The organism is Chelativorans multitrophicus (assembly GCF_011317445.1).
GTDB classification, from domain to species: domain Bacteria; phylum Pseudomonadota; class Alphaproteobacteria; order Rhizobiales; family Rhizobiaceae; genus Chelativorans; species Chelativorans multitrophicus.
In genome coordinates this window covers 62,606-80,512 of sequence record NZ_JAAAPL010000003.1, presented here as the reverse complement: position 1 = coordinate 80,512, position 17,907 = coordinate 62,606, and the positions used below count along the sequence as shown (strand labels likewise).

Here is a 17,907-nt window from a genome sequence, read left to right as displayed (position 1 = left end):
CACCACCGGCGGAGCATAGGTGACACCCTGCACGCCCGTTCTGTGGTGCTGCAAGTCTCGAAGAACTCCAAGATCGCCGCGCCGGTTGCCGCAGTGGCTGCCCGAAATTCCGCGATCACCAGTGCCCGTTCGCTGCCGCCCACAGACAGTCCAGTCTCTCGCGGCCAGTCGCGGCACCCCGCTTTTTCGATCTCGACGTAGTCCACCAAAGTGTAGCATTTGCTCAGTCAATCGGCATTTGCCTTGACGGCGTCAGCGCCACCTGCAAAAATTTAGGGGTGGTAGGTGATATGAAAACAAAGACAATACGACTGGACGATGCTGCGCGTGCCGGGTGGCTGTATTATGTCGCCGGCAATACGCAGGACCAGATTGCCTCTAAGCTCGGCATCTCGCGCCAAACGGCGCAGCGGCTTGTTTCGCTGGCGGTTTCGGAAGGCTTGGTAAGGGTAAGGCTGGATCATTCGATCGCAAGCTGCCTGGAGCTTGCGGCGAAGTTGAGATCGCGCTTCGCTCTCGATTATATCGAGGTGGTGCCGAGCGACCCTGACTCTATATCCACGACAATTGGGATTGCCGAGGCGACGGCGGCCGAGATTGAGAAGCGGCTGAGCTCGCCTGCCCCGATCGTAATGGCGATCGGCACAGGCCGCACGCTGAAGGCCGCAATCGAACAGCTACCGGCGATGGACTGCTCGCAGCATAAGGTCGTGTCGCTAACCGGAAATATCGCGCCGGACGGTTCCGCCGCCTACTACAACGTCATCTATACCATGGCCGACCGGGCTAAGGCGCGCAGCTACCCGATGCCCCTGCCGGTGATCGCCTCCTCGCGCGAGGAGCGCGAGATGCTGCACAAGCAGCCGATGATCCGGGCCACGCTCGAACTGGCGGCGCGGGCCGATGTGACCTTCGTCGGCATCGGAGATCTGGGAGCCGAGGCACCGCTTTTCATCGACGGCTTCATTTCAGAGGCCGAGCTGAAGGCACTGCAAAAGACGGGTGCGGTCGGAGAGATCGTCGGCTGGGCGTTCGACCGCGACGGACGCCTCGTCGAAGGCATCACCAACGATCGCGTGGCGAGCGCGCCGATCCCATCGCGCGAGCGCAACCTTGTCATCGCCAGCGCCATGGGCGAGCGCAAACTCAAGGCCATCCACGCGGCGCTCGTGCGGAGGCTGGTCAACGGCCTCATCACAGACGAGCGAACCGCCGCAGCGCTGCTGGCCTGACCCGGATTCACCATTAAAAACCCGCCATTCCCACACGGATTGCTGCAACGCAGCATCGAATCAACATTGACATCTTTGGCCTAAGCCGAATAATTGCTCATATCAAAGGCAAATGCTCACCCTTTGATAGGGAGGAATTTCGATGAGAATATCAGTTTTTGTGCTCGGGCTGGCCTCTGCCGGCCTTATGACCTCCACCGCCAATGCCGAAACGCTGACGATCGCCACCGTTAATAATGGCGATATGATCCGCATGCAGAGGCTCGCGAACGATTTCACGTCCAAGAACCCCGATATCGATCTCCAGTGGGTGACGCTGGAGGAGAATGTGCTGCGCGAGCGCGTCACGACCGATATCGCCACCAAGGGCGGGCAGTATGACGTGATGACCATCGGTACCTACGAGGTGCCGATCTGGGCAAAGCAGGACTGGCTCCTGCCGCTCGACAATCTCGGGGAAGGTTACGATACGGATGACCTTCTGCCGGCCATCCGCAGCGGCCTTTCGGTTGACGAAACGCTCTATGCGGCACCCTTCTACGGCGAAAGCTCCTTCATCATGTACCGCAAGGATTTGATGGAGAAGGCGGGCCTCACAATGCCGGAAGCGCCGACCTGGGACTTCGTCGCCGATGCCGCGCGCAAGATGACGGACCGCAATGCGGAGATCAACGGCATCTGCCTGCGCGGAAAGGCGGGATGGGGCGAGAACATGGCTTTCCTCACCGCCATGTCCAATAGCTTTGGAGCACGCTGGTTCGATGAAAACTGGCAGCCGCAATTCGACCAGCCGGAGTGGAAGGATACGCTGCAGTTCTACGTGGACCTGATGAAGGACGCCGGGCCGTCCGGGGCTTCCTCCAACGGCTTTAACGAGAACCTGGCGCTGTTCCAGCAGGGCAAGTGCGGCATGTGGATCGACGCCACTGTGGCCGCTTCCTTCGTCTCGGATCCCGAGGACAGCACCGTGGCCGATCAGGTGGGCTACGCACTTGCGCCGGACAAGGGGCTTGGCAAGCGCGCGAACTGGCTGTGGGCCTGGTCGCTGGCCGTACCGGCCGGTACGCAAAAGGCGGAGGCCGCGCAGAAGTTCATCTCCTGGGCGACGAGCAAGGAATATCTCCAGCTCGTGGCTTCCGAGGAGGGCTGGGCCAATGTGCCTCCAGGTACACGCACCTCGCTCTATGAGAACCCGGAATATCAGGAGGCCGCGCCCTTCGCGGATCTGACGCTCAAGTCCATCGAAGCCGCCGATCCGACCAATCCGACGGTCAAGCCCGTGCCTTATGTGGGCGTGCAGTTCGTGGCGATCCCGGAATTCCAGGGGCTCGGCACCACGGTGGGCCAGCTCTTCTCTGCCGCGCTCGCCGGCCAGATGTCGGTCGACGACGCGCTTGCCCAGGCGCAGAACGTGTCCGAACGTGAGATGAAACGCGCCGGCTACATCAAATAAGCAATGTCGAGAGCCGCCGGACAAGGTGTCCGGCGGCTCCCCAACGGCTTCAAACCCGATCGCAATCACCGCCGCGCGGCAGGAAGGGAGGTCCAGTATGGCTACCCGACAGACACGTACCCTAGCCCGCGCGATGATGGCGCCCGCGGTCGTCCTGCTTCTCGTCTGGATGATCGTGCCGCTGGCGATGACCCTGTGGTTCTCGTTCCAGAATTACAATCTGCTGAACCCGATCACCCGCGGCTTCGCCGGCTTCCTCAATTATGAGTTCTTCTACACCGATCCCGCGTTCTTCCAGTCGATCGCCAACACGCTGATCATCGTCGGCGGGGTCCTCGCCATTACCGTGATCGGCGGTATCCTGCTGGCTCTGCTGCTCGATCAGCCGATCTTCGGCCAGGGCATCGTGCGCATCCTGGTGATCTCGCCCTTCTTCGTCATGCCGCCGGTCGCGGCGCTGGTGTGGAAGAACATGATCATGCATCCGGGCTACGGGGTTCTCGCCGACATCGCCAGATTTCTCGGTCTTCAGCCCGTTGACTGGTTCGCGCAGCATCCGCTTTTCTCGATCGTCATCATTGTCGCCTGGCAGTGGCTGCCCTTCGCCACGCTGATCCTGCTCACCGCGCTGCAGTCGTTGGACGAGGAGCAGAAGGAGGCCGCGGAGATGGACGGCGCCAACGTCTTCAACCGTTTCCTGTATCTGACGCTGCCTCATCTGGCGCGGGCGATCACGGTCGTCATCCTAATCCAGACGATCTTCCTGCTCGGCGTCTATGCAGAAATCCTCGTCACCACCAATGGCGGACCGGGCTACGCGACCACGAATCTCGCCTTCCTGATCTACCGCACGGCGCTCCTTTCCTACGATGTCGGCGGCGCGTCGGCCGGCGGTGTGATTGCGGTGGTCCTCGCCAACATTGTCGCGCTGTTTCTCATGCGCGCCGTGGGCCGCAACCTGGACCGATAGGAGGCTGAGAATGGCGCGCGCAGTTTCCACCCGAAGGAAGACCATCGCCACGATCGCTGCCTGGCTGGTCGCCCTCGTGATCTTTTTCCCGATCCTTTACACGGTGGCCACCAGCTTCAAGACGGAAGCCGAGGCCATCTCCGGCATCAGCCTCATTCCCTCCGGCACGTTCGAGAACTATGTCCAGGTGCAGACGCAGCGGGACTATTTCAAGCCGTTCATGAACTCGGTGGTGATCTCCGTCGGCTCGACGGTGATCGCCCTCCTGATCGGGATTCCCGCCGCCTGGTCGATGGCCTTTTCGCCGACCAAGCGCACCAAGGACGTGCTCATGTGGATGCTCTCCACCAAGATGATGCCGGCCGTCGGCGTGCTCGTGCCGCTTTACCTCATGTTCCGCGATTTCGGGCTGCTCGATACGCGCATCGGCTTGACGGTGGTCTTCACGCTCATCAACCTGCCCATCGTGGTGTGGATGCTCTATACCTATTTCCGCGAGATTCCGGGTGAGATCCTGGAAGCCGCGCGGATGGATGGGGCGAGCCTTGTGGGCGAGATCGTCTACGTGCTGACGCCGATGGCCGTGCCGGGCATCGCGTCCACCCTGCTTCTGAACATCATTCTGGCCTGGAACGAAGCCTTCTGGTCGATCCGCCTGTCCGCCGCTAACGCCGCTCCGCTGACGGCCTTCATCGCCTCCTTTTCTAGCCCGCAGGGGCTGTTCTGGGCCAAGCTTTCCGCCGCCTCGACGCTCGCGATCGCGCCCATCCTCATCATGGGCTGGTTCTCGCAACGTCAGCTCGTGCGCGGCCTCACTTTCGGGGCGGTGAAATGACCTGCGAGCCGTTCGAATAGGCGTGGGAGGAGACCATGGGCAACATTACGCTCAAGAATGTTTGTAAGGCCTTCGGGTCCACGACCGTCATCCCCGACATCGATCTCGACGTCGCGGAAGGCGAATTCGTCGTGTTCGTCGGTCCCTCCGGGTGCGGCAAGTCCACCCTGCTGCGGCTCATCGCGGGGCTGGAGGATACCACCTCCGGCACCATCCTGATCGACGGGAAAGACGTAACCCGGGAAGCGCCGGCCCGGCGCGGCCTTGCGATGGTGTTCCAGTCCTACGCGCTCTATCCGCATATGAGCGTCTATAGCAACATCGCCTTCCCGTTGAAGATGGCCGGTACCGATAGGAATACGATCGACAGGAAGGTTCGCGCGGCGGCGGAAACGCTCAATCTCACCAGCTATCTCGACCGGCGGCCGGGGCAACTGTCGGGCGGCCAGCGCCAGCGCGTCGCGATCGGCCGGGCCATCGTGCGTCAGCCCAAAGCCTTCCTGTTCGACGAACCCCTCTCGAACCTCGACGCCGCGCTGCGCGGCACGATGCGGCTAGAGATCAGCGAACTGCACCACAAGCTGGGCACCACCATGATCTATGTGACGCATGACCAGGTGGAGGCCATGACCATGGCCGACAAGATCGTGGTGCTTAATGCCGGCAATGTTGAGCAGGTGGGTTCGCCGCTGGAGCTCTACCGCAGCCCGCGCAACCTCTTTGTTGCAGGCTTCATCGGCTCGCCGCGCATGAACCTGGTGACTGGCCCCGAGGCGGCTCGCCATAACGCGAGCACCATCGGCGTGCGGCCGGAGCACTTGAAGCTCTCCACTACCGAGGGCGCGTGGAAGGGCACAGTGGGGGTGGCCGAGCATCTGGGCTCCGACACATTCCTGCACGTGCAAACCGACGGTATCGGCCAGGTGACGGCGCGGACGGACGGCGAGATCTCCCTCCGGCATGGGGACACGGTCTGGCTCACGCCCGAACCGGACAAGATCCATCGTTTCGATGAGAAGGGACTCGCGATTTGATGCAGAGACTGAAAGACAAATCGGCGCTGATCACCGGGGCGGCAAGGGGCATCGGCCGTGCCTTCGCCGAGGCTTATATCCGCGAGGGTGCGCGGGTGGCTATCGGCGACATCAATGTGGAGGCCGCGAATCGCACCGCGCGGGAGCTCGGCGCGCAGGCCTATGCCGTCGAGCTCGACTTCACCGATCAGGCCTCCATCGATGCGGCGGTCAGGGCGGTGGAGGCTGAGACCGGCGGGATCGACATCCTCGTCAACAACGCCGCTCTTTTTGACCTCGCGCCGATCGTGGACATTTCTCGCGAGAGCTACGACCGGCTGTTTTCGGTCAATGTTGCCGGAACCCTGTTCACGCTGCAGGCGGTGGCGCGCTCGATGATCTCTCGCGGCAAGGGCGGCAAGATCATCAATATGGCAAGCCAGGCGGGCCGCCGTGGCGAGGCGCTGGTGGCCGTCTACTGCGCCAGCAAGGCGGCGGTGATCTCCATCACCCAATCGGCGGGCCTGGATCTCGTCAAGCATGGCATAAATGTCAACGCGATAGCGCCGGGCGTGGTCGACGGAGAACACTGGGATCACGTCGATTCCCTCTTTGCGAAATACGAGAACCGTCCGCAGGGCGAGAAGAAGCGGCTCGTGGGCGAGGCCGTGCCCTATGGACGCATGGGGCGGGCGGAGGACTTGACCGGCATGGCGATCTTCCTCGCCAGCGCCGAGAGCGATTACGTCGTCGCGCAGACCTACAATGTCGACGGCGGCAACTGGATGAGCTGAGAAGGACAGACCTGAATGTATTTGGAAAAACTGAGGCTTGACGGGCGGGTTGCCGTAATCACCGGCGGCGGGCAGGGCATAGGTGCTGCCTGCGCGCGGGCGCTCGGCGAGGCCGGTGCCACGGTGATCGTGGCGGACCTCCTGGCCGAACGGGCCGAGGCCACCGCCAAGGAGCTCTCCACCGCCGGGATCAAGGCGCAGGGCATTGGACTCGACGTCACGAAATCCGCCGATGTAGATGCCGCGGCGGACGAAATCGCGCGCCAGCACGGCAGGATCGATATCCTCGTCAACAATGCGGGCGTGGCCAAGAGCGACGTGCGGGCGGAAGATACCAGCGACGAACACTGGCGCTTCCATATGGACGTCAATTTGGACGGTGTGTTCTGGTGTTGCCGCGCGTTCGGCCGGCACATGCTGGAGAAGGAACGCGGCGCGATCGTGAATATCGGCTCCATGTCGGGCTTCATCGTCAACAAGCCGCAGCCGCAGAGCTTCTACAATGCCTCGAAGGCGGCCGTGCATCACCTCACGAAGTCGCTTGCTGCCGAATGGGGCCGGCGCGGCGTGCGCGTCAATGCCGTGGCGCCCACCTATATCGAGACGCCGCTGACGGCCTTCGGCATCAAAGAAAGCCCGGAGATGTACAAGGTATGGCTCGAGATGACGCCGATGGGGCGCGTTGGCCAGCCGGACGAGATCGCTTCCGTCGTGCATTTCCTGGCATCCGACGCCTCCAGCCTGATGACTGGCTCGATCGTGCTGGCCGACGCCGGCTATACCTGCTGGTGAGGGATTCCGGGCGGAAGGCAATGGCGATGGGCGGGCAGGCCGGTACGGCGCTGGTGATTTTCGACTGTGACGGCGTGCTCGTCGATAGCGAGCCAATTTCAGTGTCGGTTCTGCTGGAGGTGATCGGGGAAGCGGGGCTGACGCTGAGCGAGGAGCTTGCCTATGAGCGTTTCCTCGGCGTGAGCCTGGCCAGCACCTGCAGCATCCTGCAAGAAGAATACGATCTCGTGATGACCGCAGCGGCGCTGGACTCGCTCCGCGAGCGCCTCTACAGTCGTTTCCGCGCAAATCTCACGGCAATCGCCGGCATCGCCGACGCCTTGCACCGGCTTTACCAGCCCTTTTGCGTGGCCTCCTCGGGGCAGCCGGAGCGGATAAGGCTTTCGCTGGGGTTGACGGGACTTCTCGAAAAGTTCGAGCCGCATATCTTTAGTGCGACCATGGTCAAGAACGGAAAGCCAGCTCCCGATCTCTTTCTTCATTCAGCCGAGGCGATGGGCGCTGAGCCCGCCCGCTGTGTGGTCGTGGAGGACAGTCCCGCCGGCATCCAGGCTGCCCGGCGCGCCGGCATGCGAGTCTTTGCTTTCGCCGGGGGCTCGCATGCGCGTCGGGAAAGCTATCGCGATGCCATCACGCGCGCCGAACCTGATCTCGTCTTCGACGATATGACGCTCCTGCCGGACCTCGTCGAGCGTGGATTTCCTACCCGGAAGGTCTTTTCATGAGCGGTCTGGTCGCAGCGGTCGACGTCGGTACCGGCAGCGCGCGCGCCGGCATCTTCACGGCAGGGGGCGAGATGCTTGGCCGCGCCCAGCAGGACATCGCCATGCAGAAGCCGCTTCCCAACCATGCCGAGCACGACTCGGAGGACATATGGGCGGCGGTTTGCATCGCCGTGCGGGAAGCGTTGAGGGCGGCCGCTGCGGCCCCGGGCGATATCTCCGGCATCAGCTTCGATGCCACCTGCTCTCTGGTGGTGCGGGATCGAAACGGCGATCAGCTCTCTGTCTCCACGACGGGCGAGAAGCGCTGGGACACGATCGTCTGGCTCGATCACCGCGCTCTGGCGGAAGCGGACGAATGCACGGAGACGGGGCACAAGGTGCTCGATTTCATCGGCGGCGTCATGTCGCCGGAGATGGAGGCGCCAAAGCTCATGTGGCTGAAGCGCCACCTGCCGGAGAGCTGGGAGAAGGCCGGCTATTTCTTCGATCTTGCCGATTTCCTCACATGGAAATCCACGGGCCGGCTCGACCGCTCGCAATGCACGCTCACCTGCAAATGGACCTTCCTCGCCCATGAGGAGCCCGGCTGGAGAGAGGATTTCCTGGCAAGGGTCGGGATTGCCGATATGCTCTCTCGCGGCCGCCTGCCCGAACGGGTCTCCGCCATTGGCAGCGATCTCGGCCCACTTTCGCCGCAGGCGGCAGAGGAATTGGGGCTGACCACGCGCTGCCGCGTCGGCGTCGGGCTCATCGACGCACATGCGGGGGCACTCGGCGTGCTCGGCGGCTTTGCGGGCAATTCGACGGAGATCGAGCGCCATCTGGCGCTCATCGCCGGCACATCCAGCTGCGTCATGGCACTGTCGCGGGAGCCCAGGCCCGTGCGCGGGCTCTGGGGCCCTTATCTTGGCGCGGCGCTTCCCGACTGCTGGCTCAACGAGGGCGGGCAATCGGCCACCGGAGCGCTGCTAGACCACATCATCCGCTGGCATGGCGCGGGCGGCAAACCGGACCGGGAGATGCATGCCCGCATCTGTAGCCGCGTGATGGAACTGCGCGAGAAGGAGGGACCGGAAATCGCGCCGCGCCTCCACGTGCTGCCGGATTTCCACGGCAACCGCTCGCCGCTGGCGGATCCGCATGCGGTCGGCGTCATCAGCGGGCTTACGCTCGATTCCTCCTTCGACAGCCTGTGCCGTCTCTACTGGCGCACGGCAGTGGGAATCGCGCTTGGCGTCCGCCACATCCTCGATGCGCTGAACGACAAGGGCTATGTGATTGACACGCTGCACATCACCGGCGGCCACACCAAGAACCCGCTCCTCATGGAGCTTTATGCGGACGCGACCGGCTGCAAGGTAATCGAGCCGAAGACGGACGATGCCGTGCTGCTGGGAACCGCGATGGTGGCTGCCACCGCCGCCGGGCATTATTCCGATCTGGTGACGGCCTGCACGGGGATGCAGCAGGGTGGTGTCGCCCGCCTGCCCGATCCCACCGCCCGCGGCCGGTTCGACCGAGACTACCGCGTGTTTCTGGAGATGCACCGGCAACGCGCGGTACTGGATAAAATGAGCGAACAATAACGACGACTCCTTTGGAGCCGCCGGAATGGCTGCAGCATTAGCCTGTCGTCGCCAAGTGGCTGCTGTCATCCCTTCGCAGGGTGGCCTCGGGATGCTTCTCCCCCGCTGGCCGAGCCTGGCGGGCCTTTGCCCGGCACCCTTCTGTTGATGTATTCTGAGTTTTCCTGCCTGGTGAGTGCGTCACGCCGAGTACGACAATGGCGGAAAACTATTCCTGCTGGTTCGGTGAACCGGAAACAGTATTCCGCGTCGATTTGATCGATGACCAGCCGATACTCTGACTTTGCATTCGGTGAGGAGTAGAGTTTGGCAAGATTGGCTCCGGGCTGAAACCCGGACGACAAACACGGAGTGTCATCCAAATGCGCGTAGTTTCTTTGGCGTTTCTGCTGTCCATTCTCTCGGGGGTCGCGTTTGCGGACGAGATCCGCCCGTTGGTGGATGCCGAATGGGTAAAGGCGAATGCCGGCAAGGAAAACATCGTCCTGCTCGATATCCGCGACAATGTTGCGGATACTGATCTCGGCGAAAAGCCGTACATCGAAGGTGCGGTCGTTGCGCCTTATGCCACGGCGGGTTGGCGCACGGAACTGAACGGGGTTCCGGGCATGCTGCCCCCAGTGGAGCAGATTACCAAACTGATCGCGGATCTCGGCATCGACAATGACGATCATGTCGTAATCGTGCCTTGGGGTACCGACTCCAGCGAGATTGGAGGGGCGACCCGCGTCTACTGGACGTTCAAGTATCTTGGACATGACGAAGTATCGATCCTTGATGGCGGCTGGCGTCAGTACGATGCCGCTGGCGGCCCCCGATCAACTGAACCGGCCAAGCCAGAGCTGGCCGAGTTCACCCCGGAGACTCGCGATGAACTGCTCGCCACGACCGACGAAGTTGCAGAGGCTCTGAAGTCTGGCGTGAAGTTGGTCGACGGGCGTCCGGCCGAGCAGTACGAAGGCAAGTCGAAAAGCCCCGTCGTGGCTTCTTACGGAACATTGCCGGGTTCTCTGAATATCGAGCATTCCAAGCTCTACAGCGCGGAACACGCGCTCTTCGCCCGTCCGGAGACGGTGAAGGCGCTGACCGAGGCCGTCGGCTTGGGCGCGGACGAAAAGAACATTGCCTTTTGCAATACCGGCCATTGGGCGTCGGTCGCCTGGTTCGGCCTTTCCGAGGTGCTGGGCAATAAGAATACCAGCATGTATGACGGTTCAATGGCCGAGTGGACCGCTGATCCGGCACGCCCGGTCGAAAACAAGTCGGGCAGCTGATCGCAGAACACCAAGGCCCGTTTCGGGGCAAGAAGATCACGACGAATGTCCGGAAGCCTCCGGGCATTCGTCGTTTGAGTGGCGCCACTAGAACCGGTCGGAATGACTATGACTGACATCTCTTTTGATCGGCCCAAATACCTGCCGCCGGCAGTGATTGATCGTATGCCTGCTTTGATTGCGGGCGGCGCGATGCTGGTCGGCTTCCTTGCCATTGCGCAGCTGATTGACCTTCGGCAGGCGGCCCTGTTCCTAGTAGGCGGCCTATTGGGCACTGCCCTCTATCATGGTTCTTTCGGGTTCACCGGCGGATGGCGCCGTATGGTTGTGGAGCGACGCGGACGCGGCGTCCGCGCACAGATGCTGATGATTGGCGTGGCCGCGTCGGTGATGATTCCACTGCTATCGGCAGGCAATCTCGGTGGCCAGCCACTCGTCGGCGCGCTGGCGCCGGTTGGTGTTTCCGTGCTGGTGGGCGCATCCATGTTCGGCTTGGGTATGCAGCTCGGTGGGGGCTGCGGCTCCGGCACCTTGTTCACGGTGGGCGGCGGCTCCTCGCGCATGCTGGTGACGTTGATCTTCTTCATCGTCGGCGCGCTGATCGGTACGGCCCATCTGCCCTGGTGGTTGGAGTTACCCTCCTACGGGACCATCGACCTCGGCCGGCAGCTTGGCGCTGGTACGGCGATCCTCGCCACTCTTGCCGCGCTCGGCGTGGTCGCCCTGTTGACGCTGCTGATTGAGCGGCGCGCGCATGGCGACATTGAACACGAGCCCGCGCCCTCGCGCCCGGGCTGGAGCTGGATCCTCTACGGCCCATGGCCGCTGGTCGGGGCGGGGCTGCTTTTGGCGTTGCTCAACATCGCCACGCTGCTGCTTGCCGGCCATCCCTGGTCCGTGACCTTCGGCTTCGGCTTGTGGGGCGCCAAGATTGCCCAAGCGGTTGGCGTGCCGGTCGAGAGCTGGGCGTTTTGGAACTGGCCTGGTCCGCAGTCGGCGCTACAGTCAAGCGTGCTCGCCGACGTCACATCGGTCATGAACTTCGGCATTATTCTGGGGGCCGCGCTTGCCGCCAGCCTCTCTGGCAAGTTCGCACCCAAGGCGAACATCCCGCTCGGCTCCTTTCTTGCCGCGGTCGTAGGCGGCCTGCTCATGGGATACGGCGCGCGGCTCTCCTTCGGTTGCAATATTGGCGCGCTCTTCTCCGGAATTGCATCGGGCAGCCTGCACGGATGGCTGTGGTTTGCAGCCGCTTTTGTAGGATCCCTTGTCGGCATTTGGGCTCGCCCGATTTTCGGTCTCGACGGATTCGTGAAAAAATGAGCACCGCTCGCAATACATTCCTCTTCGGCACGGCGCTCGCCGCGGCAACCGCCGGTATCGCTGTCGATCATTATTCGCATCCGGTGCCGCGCGCCGAGATCCCGGCCGCTTCCGCGCCTGCTTCTGCCGCACCATGCGCGGCAGCCGCTCCATGTGCCGCCGGTGCTCCTGTCTCGGCCCCGGCCGCTGCCCGGGCGGCTCCATGCGCGGCTGGTGCACCATGCTCCGCGGCTGCGCCGAAGCTGGCTCCTCCGCCGCCTCCCGCAACGCCAAGCGCCCAGCCCACAAAGCTTGCTCCGCCCCCTCCACCGGCCCCGCTTCCGGCCGAGGCGAAGAAGAAGCTTCCGCCTCCTCCGCCCCCAGCACCACTGCCGAGCCAAGGAAATGGCTGAAAGCGCGGAAGAAGTCGCGCTGCGCGAAATCGTCTTCTGCGAGGGGCTGCTCGCCAAGGGCGGCCTCAATGTGCTTACCGAGACCTTTCGCGACACGAGCCAGATTACGGCATGGGAGCATTATCCGCCCGGCGATGTTTACGACCCCGCGAGCGGAGCGCAGTGGTTTTACCATTGCCATCCCGTCGAGGAAGGCACGGTTGAGCATGGCCACTTCCATTGCTTTCTGCGCCCACAGGGACTCGATGGTCCGATCCACCACCTTGCGGCCGTGGGCGTGGATGCTTATGGGCGTATTTTGCGGCTATTCACCGTGAACCAATGGGTGGTCGGTGACGACTGGCTGGATGCCGAAGGGACGATCCCGCTATTGCCGCGTTTCAATATCGAAATGCCGCGCCCGTCCTACCTCGTCAATCGATGGCTGACGGCCATCTTCGCCGCTTATGAGCAGAAAATTGCCGGATTGATCCGCGAGCGCGATAAGGTGCTTGCCGCACATCGTCCGCTGGAGGGGATTGAGACACGCCAGGACCGCACGCTGGAGGTCACTTCGGAGTTTAAGTTCCCAGAATTACCTCAAAGCACTGGACTTGCATAGCGATTCCTGGCTGATCCCGTGTCCGGGTTCTTTCGCTTCTCCCAACCCAAAGTCAGACGGTAGAGGCGGTGTATCTCAGCCCATCTTGCCCTTCTCTTGGGTGAGCTAGGCCGTATCTGACCATCAGAATCGCATTGTAAGTCAATCCCGTCGCCGTCAGCCGGCCAGGCCGGCTCCTGCAGCCGGAAAAATGGCATTAGCGCTCTGCATCATGCGGGAGAATCCCGTCAGAGGAGCAGGCGTACGGTGCTCCCCCGGCTCAATCTATGTGAATTTATTGGCGCACCTCGAAGGAGAAAGTTCGAACACTCTCTTCGAAGTGCTGGATGAATGGGAGCGCCATCTCGCGCAGCTAGACCCTAAGGGTCTGCGGTGCGACCATGACAAGCCTGCGCCGTGATTTCCGTAAATCGGCGGGCGAACAGCCGGGCAAACATCCGCCGCCCTTCTCACTGCGTCTGACCGCAGCGGAACGGGCGCGACTGGAAAACGAAGCGGCTGGCAAGGCGCTCGGGGCCTATATCCGGGAACGGCTGCTCGGGGAGGATACCGCGCCCCGCAAGCGCCGAGGTAACAGCCCGATCAAGGATCATGAAGCCCTCGGGCGCGTCCTGGGGGCCTTGGGCCAGTCCCGGCTGTCGTCCAACCTGAACCAGCTTGCCAAGGCCGTAAACACCGGCTCGCTGCCCGTCACGCCGGAAACCGAAGCCGAACTCAAGGAGGCCTGCCGCGAAGTGTCGGCGCTGCGGGATGAGCTGCTGCGCGCGCTCGGCAAGTCTCCGGGGGACGGGCCATGATCCTCAAGGCCAAAGAGCGCGGGGACGGTCCGCAGCTCGCCCGCTATCTGCTGGCGATACGCGACAACGACCATGTGGAACTGCATGAGGTGCGCGGCTTTGTCAGCGACGACCTTCCGGGGGCGTTCGGCGAAGCCGACGCCATCGCTAAAGGGACGCGCTGCAAGAACTACCTGTTTTCGGCGAGCCTCAATCCGCCGCAGGATGCGCAGGCGGCGGTTGAAGATTTCGAGCGGGCTATAGCCGATATGGAGCGCAAGCTCGGCCTGGAAGGCCAGCCGCGCGCCATTGTGTTCCACGAGAAGGACGGGCGGCGTCATGCTCACGTCGTCTGGTCGAGGATCGATTCGCAGCGCATGCGCGCAATCAATCTGCCCCACTACAAGGTCAAGCTGCGGGATGTGTCCCGGAGCCTCTACCTGAAACACGGCTGGGAGATGCCGCGCGGCCTACAGGACCCCAGCCTGCGCGATCCGCTGAATTTCAGCCGCGAAGAATGGCAACAGGCAAAGCGCGCCGGACTCGATCCGCGCGAGCTTAAGACGGTCCTTGCGCAATGCTGGAAGGCTTCCGACAACAGGGCATCATTCGAGCGGGCGCTCAGGGAACGCGGCTTCTGGCTCGCCAAAGGCGACCGGCGCGGGTTCGTCGCCGTCGATTATCGCGGGGAGGTCTATTCGCTGTCCCGCTATGCCGGGGTGAAGACCAAAGACCTTGAAGCAAGGCTCGGCGACCAGAAGCGGCTCCTTTCAGTTGAGGAAACCAAGATCGAGATCGCAGGCGGGATAACCCGCAAGCTCGAAGCCTTCATCAAGGAGGCCGAGCGTCAGGCGAGACAGCGCGAGGCCGTTCTCGCGTTCCGCAAGACGGAAATGGCTGCCCGCCACCAGGATGCGCGTCAGCGTATGTCAGCCGCCCATGAACAGCGATGGCAGGCCGAAACCTGGCAACGCGCGCAGCGATTGCCGAAGGGGTTTTCCGGCATCTGGCATCGCCTGACCGGGCAATATTCCAGGATCAGGACGCAGAACGAGCTGGAAGCGCTGGAAGCCTATCGCCGCGACCGCACGGAAAAGGACGCGCTGATCTTCAAGCAGATTGAGGAACGGCAGGCGCTGCAACGAGATATCCAAGCGCAACGCGCGATGGCGCAGCAGGAGCTGCTGCGGCTGCGTGAGGATGTAAGCCGCTACCAGGATATCGACCGCGACGACGGCGATCATCCGCACTCCCGCGACCGCGAGAAAGAGCACGAAGCTGAAACCCGGAAGCGTCCGCGCCCGGAGCGTCCCCATCGCCACAGGCGCAGCTTCGACCCGTGATGCGGGAAAGAGGGGCGCTTACGTCCCCTTTCCCGGCTTCGGCCTGAGGGCATCAGCCGCCTATTCGTCAATGACGGTGAGACCGCCCGCTCCGCGCACCACCTCAGCGAAATAATCAAGATACAACTGCTTGTACTCGGGTTTCGCCTGCGCTGTCTTGATGGCGAGGGCCGCAAGGCCGCAAAGGATAAGCGCCGGATCAAGCCCCTCGCCAGATAGCGCCCGGTGAGCTTGTCGAGTTCTTCAAAGAAGGGCTTTGCGCGGGGATCGAATCGCGGGGGCTGCTCCATCGCCCGCTACGCCCCTTTTTCGTCGGCGGCGCTTTTGTACGGATAGATCGTCCACTCGCCCTTGTTGTTGATCCGGACCTCGCTTCCGTTCTCATCAACGAGAGTGAGGTAGAGCGTCACCCATTTGGCGCGGTAAGCTTCATAGCCCGCAAGTTTGTGGATGATTTCGTAGAGTCCCTGCCGCATCTCGGTCATGGACAAGGGCGCGTTGTCCCGGCCACGCAGTTTGATCTTGAACGAGTTGCTTGCCGGTTTTCCGCCGCTGCGTTTTTCCATGGAAGAAATCGTACAACCTGACCTTGCCGGGCCGGAAGAAAATGCGCCCCGAAGGGCGCATTTACCTGCGGATAAAAAAGGAAGAGCGCTTACGCGCCCTTCCCGGCTTCGGTCTGGGGGGCATCGTCCAGCGGCGCGCGCAGGACGATGCGGCCATTGATCGGGCAGGTTTCAAGCTGGAGCGTGTAGCCCTTCCCGTCCTTGTGCGGCCAGGCAGCGCCGACCTTGTTCCAGTAGGACTTCTCGCCTTTCTGGGCGACGTGCCAGGCGAGGTATTGCGGTGCGCTCAGGGCCTGGGCGGTGTCGGTGTTTTTGCGTGCCATGATCTCATCTCCTTGGTTTGGGTTGGCTTGCTAACGCCTCCCGTGCAGGCCGGAGGCAAGGATCGGGCATCATGGCCAACACGGTCCTGCGCAGCAGGAGTGGTGCGGGCAGGCCATTGAAAGACAGAGGCGCGTCCGGCCAGGGATTCCAGGCGTCATCGATGCAAGCCACCCAGCCGAGAGGATGAGCGGCACGGGGGCAGAAAATTCCCGCTGTCCAAGGCCATCCGCTTCGGTCAAGACCCGCCGTTCCCGGCCAGCAACCTTCTGGCGATAGTCCATATCCGGTCAGGCGTCGGCACGCTCTTCCAGCGCCACGGGATGGGCTGCAATGACATGCGCCGCCTCTTGCCGATCAGTGCCGCTTCAATCCTGCCGCGCTTCGATTATGCCTACCTCAAACCGTAAGGCGGTTTTCCGTCTCCTTCCTTCTTCGTTTCAAGCCGTCCCTTGATCCATCAGCGCCTTGTCTGGGCCGATGATCATGTGTGCCGGGGCCGAAAGGCCCTGAGTGGTTCGGGGCCTCCTGAAACAAAGGAGGAAACGATGAAACTCGTCTCACGTTTCGAGGCGGCATCCCGCAGCACCGCTGAGTTGAACGGTCTGCTCGGCGAGGCAATGCTTGCCTTTGCTGCCGCACCGCGCAGCTCGCAAGAGCGTCGCGACGCGCTGGCCTCGATACGCAATATCGAGAACGAGCTGGCGATACGCCCGCCGGGTCTTTAGCCCCTTCGCGGCTGGCCTCACGGCCAGCCGCGAATTTTCCGCCTGAGAGGGGAATCGCCGCTCACGCGGCGATTCCTTGTTCCACCTGTCTCCCTGCCTGAAGGCCATGCAGGAAGTCGGCGGCGCGTTGCGCGTGGCTGGCGGCGGCAAAGATGGCCCGCTTATCGTTCTTCAGCACCTCTAGCCATGAGCCGATATAGGCGGCGTGATCCGCGCGCGGCTCCGGCGTCAGGCCAAGGTCGGCGGACAGGAAGGCCGCGCCCAGCTCGGCGACAAGCTCCTCCATCGCGTAGCCTTCATCGCCCCAGCGCTTGCGCCCGAACTCGCGCTCAAGCCGCAAGGGGTGCCGGGTCCAGTGGGTGAGTTCGTGCGCGAGCGTCGCATAGTAGCTCTCGGCATCGCGGAACGCCTCGAAGGGCGGCATCTGCACGCGGTCTTCGGCCATCGTGTAGTAAGCGCGGTCGCCGCCGTGCCGGATATCGGCGTGGGTCGCAACGAAGAACGCATCCGCCTGCACGTTGCGCGCTACCTCCTCAAGCCGGGGCTCGGCCACCGCATAGAAATGCTGCGGCAGCCCTTCCACCTGCTCGACATTGAACACGGTATAGCCCTTGAGGAACGGGATTTCGCGCTCGGCCTCTTCGCCGGTTGCCTCGTCGCGCTCTGTCCTGCTGATGCGGTCGGCATAGACGACTAGGCTGCCGTGCTCGCCCTTGCGGACATGCCCGCCCAGCTCCTGCGCCTGCCTGAAGGTCATCCAGATCGGCGCGGCAAAGCCCTTCGCGACAGCCTCGCCCCAGAGCATCAGCACATTGATCCCCTGATAAGGCATGCCGTTGGAACGCAGCGGCCTCGTGATCCGCCCTGCAGCGTGCTCCGCGCTCCAAGGCTTCAGCCAAGGCCGCACGCCCTGCTCCAGCTCGGCGACTATTCGGCTTGTGATCCTTTCATAAACATCTGTTTTCATCTTCCTTCCCTTCCTTTTGAAAGCAGGTTGCGCATGCAACCGATGCCTCCCGGCGAGGGTGGGGGTAGCAAAGGCAAGGGCGATTTCCGGGTTATTTTGCCTCGCGAGGAATTCGCCGAAGGCGAAGGGGAAAATAATTCGGAAATCGGGAGCGGAGCGACTTTACCCTTGCCGCGCGAGGGGCAAAGCCCCTTAGCTTTTACTTGGGGCGTTGCG

Annotated in this window: 19 protein-coding genes; 15 read left to right on the top strand and 4 right to left on the bottom strand. The window is 62.7% G+C overall.

The features are described 5' to 3' along the window. Positions 1-290 precede the first annotated feature (290 nt). The 11 genes from GNP00_RS14860 (at position 291) to GNP00_RS14810 (ending at position 11,997) form a co-directional block, all read left to right on the top strand. On the top strand, positions 291-1,232 hold the full coding sequence (locus GNP00_RS14860) for a sugar-binding transcriptional regulator (protein ID WP_011583085.1): 942 nt from the start codon (positions 291-293) through the stop codon (positions 1,230-1,232). 142 nt (positions 1,233-1,374) lie between these two features. Continuing rightward, positions 1,375-2,685 (top strand): ABC transporter substrate-binding protein, encoded by a 1,311-nt coding sequence (locus tag GNP00_RS14855; RefSeq protein ID WP_011583086.1) that lies wholly within the window; start codon positions 1,375-1,377, stop codon positions 2,683-2,685. Between the two features lie 97 nt (positions 2,686-2,782). Then, the gene (locus tag GNP00_RS14850) at positions 2,783-3,655 is read left to right on the top strand and encodes a carbohydrate ABC transporter permease (RefSeq protein WP_011583087.1); all 873 of its coding nucleotides are present in this window, start codon (positions 2,783-2,785) and stop codon (positions 3,653-3,655) included. 10 nt (positions 3,656-3,665) lie between these two features. Beyond that, entirely contained in the window at positions 3,666-4,490 is an 825-nt protein-coding gene (locus tag GNP00_RS14845; RefSeq protein WP_166016129.1) for a carbohydrate ABC transporter permease, read from the top strand. 35 nt (positions 4,491-4,525) lie between these two features. Next, positions 4,526-5,524, top strand: a complete 999-nt coding sequence (locus GNP00_RS14840; protein ID WP_011583089.1) for an ABC transporter ATP-binding protein — start codon at positions 4,526-4,528, stop codon at positions 5,522-5,524. Further along, positions 5,524-6,297 (top strand): L-iditol 2-dehydrogenase, encoded by a 774-nt coding sequence (locus tag GNP00_RS14835; protein ID WP_166016127.1) that lies wholly within the window; start codon positions 5,524-5,526, stop codon positions 6,295-6,297. The genes GNP00_RS14840 and GNP00_RS14835 overlap by 1 nt, the downstream gene beginning before the upstream one ends. Positions 6,298-6,312: 15 nt before the next feature. After that, positions 6,313-7,089 carry an SDR family NAD(P)-dependent oxidoreductase gene (locus tag GNP00_RS14830; protein ID WP_011583091.1) on the top strand — a complete coding sequence of 259 codons (777 nt, stop codon included), beginning with the start codon at positions 6,313-6,315 and terminating at the stop codon, positions 7,087-7,089. 26 nt (positions 7,090-7,115) lie between these two features. Further along, positions 7,116-7,814 carry an HAD family hydrolase gene (locus GNP00_RS14825; RefSeq protein WP_041545733.1) on the top strand — a complete coding sequence of 233 codons (699 nt, stop codon included), beginning with the start codon at positions 7,116-7,118 and terminating at the stop codon, positions 7,812-7,814. Beyond that, entirely contained in the window at positions 7,811-9,400 is a 1,590-nt protein-coding gene (locus tag GNP00_RS14820) for an FGGY-family carbohydrate kinase (protein WP_011583093.1), read from the top strand. The genes GNP00_RS14825 and GNP00_RS14820 overlap by 4 nt, the downstream gene beginning before the upstream one ends. 362 nt (positions 9,401-9,762) lie before the next feature. Beyond that, positions 9,763-10,674, top strand: a complete 912-nt coding sequence (locus tag GNP00_RS14815; RefSeq protein ID WP_011583094.1) for a sulfurtransferase — start codon at positions 9,763-9,765, stop codon at positions 10,672-10,674. 108 nt (positions 10,675-10,782) lie between these two features. Further along, the gene (locus GNP00_RS14810; RefSeq protein WP_041544907.1) at positions 10,783-11,997 is read left to right on the top strand and encodes a YeeE/YedE family protein; all 1,215 of its coding nucleotides are present in this window, start codon (positions 10,783-10,785) and stop codon (positions 11,995-11,997) included. A 70-nt stretch (positions 11,998-12,067) separates the two neighbouring features. On the opposite strand, the gene GNP00_RS14805 is transcribed toward GNP00_RS14810, so the two are convergent. Beyond that, positions 12,068-12,283 (bottom strand): hypothetical protein, encoded by a 216-nt coding sequence (locus GNP00_RS14805; protein WP_041544908.1) that lies wholly within the window; start codon positions 12,281-12,283, stop codon positions 12,068-12,070. Between the two features lie 98 nt (positions 12,284-12,381). Here GNP00_RS14805 and GNP00_RS14800 point away from each other — a divergent pair, with 98 nt between their 5' ends. From GNP00_RS14800 to GNP00_RS14790, 3 genes are all read left to right on the top strand, one after another. Beyond that, on the top strand, positions 12,382-12,990 hold the full coding sequence (locus GNP00_RS14800) for a DUF6969 family protein (RefSeq protein ID WP_011583096.1): 609 nt from the start codon (positions 12,382-12,384) through the stop codon (positions 12,988-12,990). 380 nt (positions 12,991-13,370) lie between these two features. Further along, positions 13,371-13,787 (top strand): MobC domain-containing protein, encoded by a 417-nt coding sequence (locus GNP00_RS14795; protein ID WP_011583097.1) that lies wholly within the window; start codon positions 13,371-13,373, stop codon positions 13,785-13,787. Then, a complete protein-coding gene (locus GNP00_RS14790) occupies positions 13,784-15,109 on the top strand; it encodes a relaxase/mobilization nuclease domain-containing protein (protein ID WP_011583098.1) in 1,326 nt (441 codons plus the stop codon). Before GNP00_RS14795 ends, GNP00_RS14790 begins: the two co-directional genes overlap by 4 nt. A 296-nt stretch (positions 15,110-15,405) precedes the next feature. Here the strand turns inward: GNP00_RS14790 and GNP00_RS14785 are convergent, their stop codons facing one another. Next, complete coding sequence (locus GNP00_RS14785; protein WP_011583099.1) at positions 15,406-15,675, bottom strand: hypothetical protein; 270 nt, start codon at positions 15,673-15,675, stop codon at positions 15,406-15,408. Positions 15,676-15,764: 89 nt separating this feature from the next. After that, positions 15,765-15,998: a hypothetical protein gene (locus tag GNP00_RS14780; protein WP_011583100.1), complete on the bottom strand. Its 234-nt coding sequence runs from the start codon at positions 15,996-15,998 to the stop codon at positions 15,765-15,767. 546 nt (positions 15,999-16,544) lie between these two features. Here GNP00_RS14780 and GNP00_RS14775 point away from each other — a divergent pair. After that, positions 16,545-16,724, top strand: a complete 180-nt coding sequence (locus GNP00_RS14775) for a hypothetical protein (RefSeq protein WP_041544910.1) — start codon at positions 16,545-16,547, stop codon at positions 16,722-16,724. A 61-nt stretch (positions 16,725-16,785) separates the two neighbouring features. On the opposite strand, the gene GNP00_RS14770 is transcribed toward GNP00_RS14775, so the two are convergent. Beyond that, positions 16,786-17,691, bottom strand: coding sequence for an ArdC family protein (locus tag GNP00_RS14770; protein ID WP_011583102.1), 906 nt, complete (start codon positions 17,689-17,691; stop codon positions 16,786-16,788). Positions 17,692-17,907 lie beyond the last annotated feature (216 nt).